This is a genomic window from Micromonospora arida, from assembly GCF_003857035.1.
Classification (GTDB): Bacteria; Actinomycetota; Actinomycetes; order Mycobacteriales; family Micromonosporaceae; genus Micromonospora; species Micromonospora arida.
The window spans coordinates 1-4,604 of the sequence record NZ_QGSY01000036.1; the positions used below are offsets into that span (position 1 = coordinate 1).

Here is a 4,604-nt window from a genome sequence, read left to right on the forward strand (position 1 = left end):
TTCCCGCCCCCGCCCCCGACCTGCCCGCTTACCGGGCCGCCGTCGCCGACCTCGACCAGCAGGTCGGCGCCCTGGCCGACGCGGCGAGCACCCGGGCCCGGCAGGTGCTCATCGACGAGCGGCTGCGGGAGCCAGCCCTCGCCGCGGTCCTCGACGCCACCCCGCAGGGGCTGATCGGCGCGCGCGAGACGTTGCTGCTGGAGATGGCCCGCTACCAACCGAACGACCGCACCTCGGCGACCGACCTCAGCGCGCTGGTACGGATCTATCTGCTCTCCCGCATCGACGTGCTGTGGTGGCAGGACGCGCCGACCTTCGTCACCGACGACCAGGTCAACGGCAGCCCCGAGCTGGTCGATCTGGAGTGGCTGCGCCGCCGCGACCTGCTGCGCTTCCGCTATCAGGAGCAGCCCGCCACGATGCTGGGCCGGGCCGCCCGCGGGCTGCGTCGCCGACTGCGACCCGACGCCACCCCGCGCACCGCGGGGCTGCTGTTCCGCCGCGCCCGGCGCGAGGTGGTGGCGTTGCTCAACGACATCGGACGGGAGTTCGCCGCCGTCGCGCCGCCGGCCACCCCGCCGCTCTGGGTGACCAGCCTGGTCCGCAGCGCCGAGCACCAGTACCGGCTGCGCCGCCTGGGCTACGCGGCGATGCTGCCCAGCGGGCACTGCCTCGGCTACTCGGCCGACGTCGAGCTGGCCTGGTTCGAGCGGTTCGGCGCGCGCGAGGCCCTGGCGGAGCTGCTGCTGAGCCGGCAGGAGGCCGGTGAGCTGAACGTCATCGACGAGGGGCAGGCCTGGCACCTGTGTCTCGCGCCCACCGCCCGGCGTCGCCTACGCCGGGCGTACGAGGCCGAGATGGGGGTCTGAGCCGTGTGCGGCATCGCGTTGAGCATCGGCCCCGAGGCCGACCCGACGACCTTCCGGCGGATGCTCGCCGCCCTGGCCCCGCGCGGTGAGGTCACCGAGACCCGGTCCGAGAGCGGGCTGCTCGCCGGCACCCGCCGGCTGCGGGTCGTCGACCGGGACCGGGCGGTGCAACCGTGGACGTCGACCGACGAGCGGTGGCTGCTCTGCTTCAACGGCGAGATCTTCAACTACCGGGAGTTGCGGGCGCAGCTGACCCACCTGGGGCAGGCCTTCCGCACCGAGAGCGACACCGAGGTGCTGCTCGCCGCGTTCCAGCAGTGGGGCGAGGCGGCGGTCACCCGGCTCCGCGGTGAGTACGCCTTCGCGGTCGTCGAACGGGCCACCGGCCGGGCGTACCTGGCCCGCGACCCGCTCGGGGTCAAGCCGTTGTACTGGTCCCGTCGACCCGGCTGCCTGCACCTCGCCTCCGAGGTCAAGGCCCTCGTCGGACACGGCGCCCCGATCGCCGAGGTGCCGCCCGGGCACCACGGCTGGGCGGAGGCGGACGGGCACGTGCGACTGAGCCCGTACGTCGACCTGCTCACCATCGGTGACGGCCTGCCGGTCATCGACGACCCGGACGAGGCCGCGCTGCTGGTCCGCGCCGCGCTCAGCGACGCGATCCGGATGCGGGTGGAGACCGATCTGACCGTCGGGGTGGTGCTCTCCGGTGGGCTGGACAGCTCGGTGACCCTGCGGCAGGTGCGCGACATCCACCCGGACTGCGTCGCGGTGACCGTCGGCGTGGCCGACAGCCCCGACGTGGCGTACGCCCGGCGGCTCGCCGCCGACCTCGACGTGCCGCACGTGGTGGTCGAGCTGCGACCGCGCGACATCCGGCTCGCCGACGTCCGCGAGGCCATCCGGATCTCCGAGTTGACCGAGTACGGCGACATCATCAACGCGGTCGTCTCGGTGCCGATCTTCCGGCGGCTCCGCGACCTGGGCATCAAGGTGGTGCTGACCGGCGACGGCTCCGACGAGCTGTTCGGCGGGTACCCGATGTACCACCAGGTCGCCCCGGCGGCGGCCCGCCGACTGTTCCGGCATCGGATCCACAACCTGTGCCGCACCGAGTTGCAGCGGGTCGACCGGGCCGCCATGGCATACGGCGTGGAGGCCCGGGTGCCGTTCCTCGACCTGAGCGTGGTGGAGCTGGCGATGCGGTTGCCGGTGGATCTGAAGCTGCGCCACGGGCAGGAGAAGTGGATCGTCCGGCGGGCGTTCGCCGACGTGCTGCCCGACTACATCCTCCGCCGTCCGAAGAACCCGATGTCGTACTCGTCGGGGTTGCACGAGCGGGTCCGGCTGTACAAGCCGCTCTTCGCCCGGCTGCACCGCTCCTTCGGCTACGACCTGCAGGAGCCGGTCCGTCGGGACTTCGACACCGTGCTCAGCCGCTGCGGCAACGACCTGGACCGGGCCCTCGCCGAGGGGCTGACCCGACCCGACTACACGGTCCTGGAGCACGCCCGCGACCTGGTCGGCGCGGCCAAGTGGAACGCCGCTCCGATGGTCCGCCGGCTGGTCGGCCCGCGCCCCGCCCGCCACTGACGGCCGCCCCGCACACCACGCTTGACTCTGACACGCTGTCAGGGACGAGTGTGAGGGGACCATGTTCACCATCGGAGACTTCGCCAGACTCGGCCGGGTGTCGGTGCGGATGCTGCGCCACTACGACAGCATCGGCCTGCTGCGCCCCGCCAGCGTCGACCCGCACAGCGGTTACCGCTTCTACCGCGCCGACCAGCTCCGTCGGCTCAACCGGGTGATCGCCCTCAAGGAGCTGGGCCTCACCCTGGAACAGGTGCGCGCGATCGTCGACGACGCCGTCGACGTGGCCGAGCTGCGCGGCATGCTGCGGCTGCGCCGGAGCCAGCTAGCTGAGCAGTTGGCCGCCGACACGGCCCGGCTGGCGGCCGTGGAGGCGAGGCTCCGGATGATCGAGTCGGAGGGTCGGATGACCACCCAGGACGTCGTACTCAAGGAGATCGCACCGGCCCGCGTCGCGGAGCTGTCCGCCGTCGCGGCCAGCTACCAGGGCGAGGACATCGGACCGGTGATCCAACCGCTCTACCCCGAGCTGTTCCGGCGGTTGTCGGCGGCCGGTGTCAACCCGACCGGGCCCGCCATCGCCTGGTACGAGCCCGCCGACGCGGGCGGTGACGCTGTCGTCGTCCACGCCGGGGTGCTCGTCGACGCCGAGCCGGCCGCTGCTCCCGACGTCACGGTGCGCGACCTGCCGGCGCTGCGCAGCGCGGCGACCATCATCCACCACGGTGCGATGGACGACGTCGAGCCCAGCATGCAGGCGCTCGCCCGGTGGATCGAGGATAACGGCTACCGCACCGACGGTTTCGCCCGGGAGGTCTACCTGGACTACTGCGCGGACACCCCGGAGAAGGGCGTCACGGAGCTTCAGCTCGCCGTGTACCGGGACTGAGCCGAACGCCGCGCACTGGATCGTCCCGCCGGGATCAGCTCACCAGCAGCAGCGCGCCGACCGCGCCGAGCGTGCCGGTGACCGCGAGCAGGATGCTGGTCAGCACGAACCGGGTCAGCGGCACCGCCACCCCGGCCGCCCGGCACCGCTCGAACCACAGCAGGGTCGCCAGCGACGCCCAGGGTGCGGCCAGCGGGCCGACGTTGGTGCCGATCAGCAGGGCCAGCAGCCGGGTCGCGTCGCCGGCCGGCAGCACCGACTCGCCGGCCAGGTAGGCCGGCAGGTTGTTCAGCGCGTTGGCGAGCAGCGCTCCGGTGCCGCCGGCGCGTAGCGCGCCGAGCGCACCACCGTCGGCCCCGAGCATGGTGCCCACCACGTCGTCCAGCCCGTGCCGGCCGAGGGTCTGCACCACCAGGAACAGGCCGGTGACGAAGAGCAGTAGGCGCACCGGCACCAGCCCCGGGCGCAGCGTGGCGGGGGAGCGGACGACGAACCCGACCAGCACCAGCGCCAGCGCGACGGTGGAGGCGAGACCGATCTGCACGCCGGCGAGGATCCCGCCGATGAAGAGCAGGCAACCGGCGAGGGCGGTGCGGTGCAGCACCGGGTCCGCCGGCACGTGCGCGGCCGGCGGGACGAAACGCCCGCCAGTCGGTTGGTCCCGTCGCCACCAGGTGAACCAGAGAAGCGCCATGGTGACCGCCACCGCCACCAGCTGCGGCAGCGCCATGCGGGTCGCGTACGTCAGGGGCGCCAGCCCGACCCGGTCGGCGGCCAGCAGGTTGGTCAGGTTGGACACCGGCAACAGCAGGCTGGCGGTGTTCGCCAGCCAGACCGTGGTGACCGCGAGCGGGGCGGCGGGAACGCGCAGGGTGCGCGCCAGCGCGAGCAGGACCGGGGTGAGCAGCACGGCGGTGGTGTCGAGGTTGAGCACGAGGGTGGTCAGCGTCGCCAGGCCGCCGCAGAGCAGGAACAGCGCCGCCCACCTCCCCCGCGAGGCGATGGCCAGTCGGCTGGCCAGCACGTCGAACACACCGGCCACGGCGGTCAGCTCGGCGAGCACGATCACGGTGCCGAGGAAGAGCAGCAGCGGCAGGATCCGGTGCAGTGTGGCGGTGGTCTCCGCGCGGGGCAGCAGCCCGCTCAGCGCGCAGGCGGCGCCGACCACGGCGAGGACGACCGCCACCAGGTCCAGCGGGTGGGGTCGCCAGCGGGTGGTCGGCGCGGGTGGGGCGGGCGGTGCGACGCCGGCA

At 73.3% G+C, this 4,604-nt stretch carries 4 protein-coding genes; 3 read left to right on the forward strand and 1 reads right to left on the reverse strand.

The features are described from left to right. Window positions 1-20: 20 nt before the first annotated feature. The 3 genes from DLJ58_RS00415 to DLJ58_RS00425 all read left to right on the forward strand — a co-directional run bounded on the left by DLJ58_RS00415 (window position 21) and on the right by DLJ58_RS00425 (window position 3,351). On the forward strand, window positions 21-869 hold the full coding sequence (locus tag DLJ58_RS00415; RefSeq protein ID WP_244218721.1) for a DUF5715 family protein: 849 nt from the start codon (window positions 21-23) through the stop codon (window positions 867-869). 3 nt (window positions 870-872) lie between these two features. Next, entirely contained in the window at window positions 873-2,462 is a 1,590-nt protein-coding gene (locus tag DLJ58_RS00420) for an asparagine synthetase B family protein (RefSeq protein WP_124853338.1), read from the forward strand. 61 nt (window positions 2,463-2,523) lie between these two features. Continuing rightward, window positions 2,524-3,351 carry a MerR family transcriptional regulator gene (locus DLJ58_RS00425; RefSeq protein WP_124853339.1) on the forward strand — a complete coding sequence of 276 codons (828 nt, stop codon included), beginning with the start codon at window positions 2,524-2,526 and terminating at the stop codon, window positions 3,349-3,351. Between the two features lie 34 nt (window positions 3,352-3,385). Here the strand turns inward: DLJ58_RS00425 and DLJ58_RS00430 are convergent. Continuing rightward, window positions 3,386-4,604, reverse strand: a 1,219-nt coding sequence (locus DLJ58_RS00430; protein WP_425271283.1) for an ArsB/NhaD family transporter, incomplete at its 5' end; no start/stop codon positions are given.

Bases quoted from the DNA above. Each gene is read 5' to 3' on its own strand.
- DLJ58_RS00425 (WP_124853339.1), top strand. From the start codon at position 2,524: ATGTTCACCATCGGAGACTTCGCCAGACTCGGCCGGGTGTCGGTGCGG.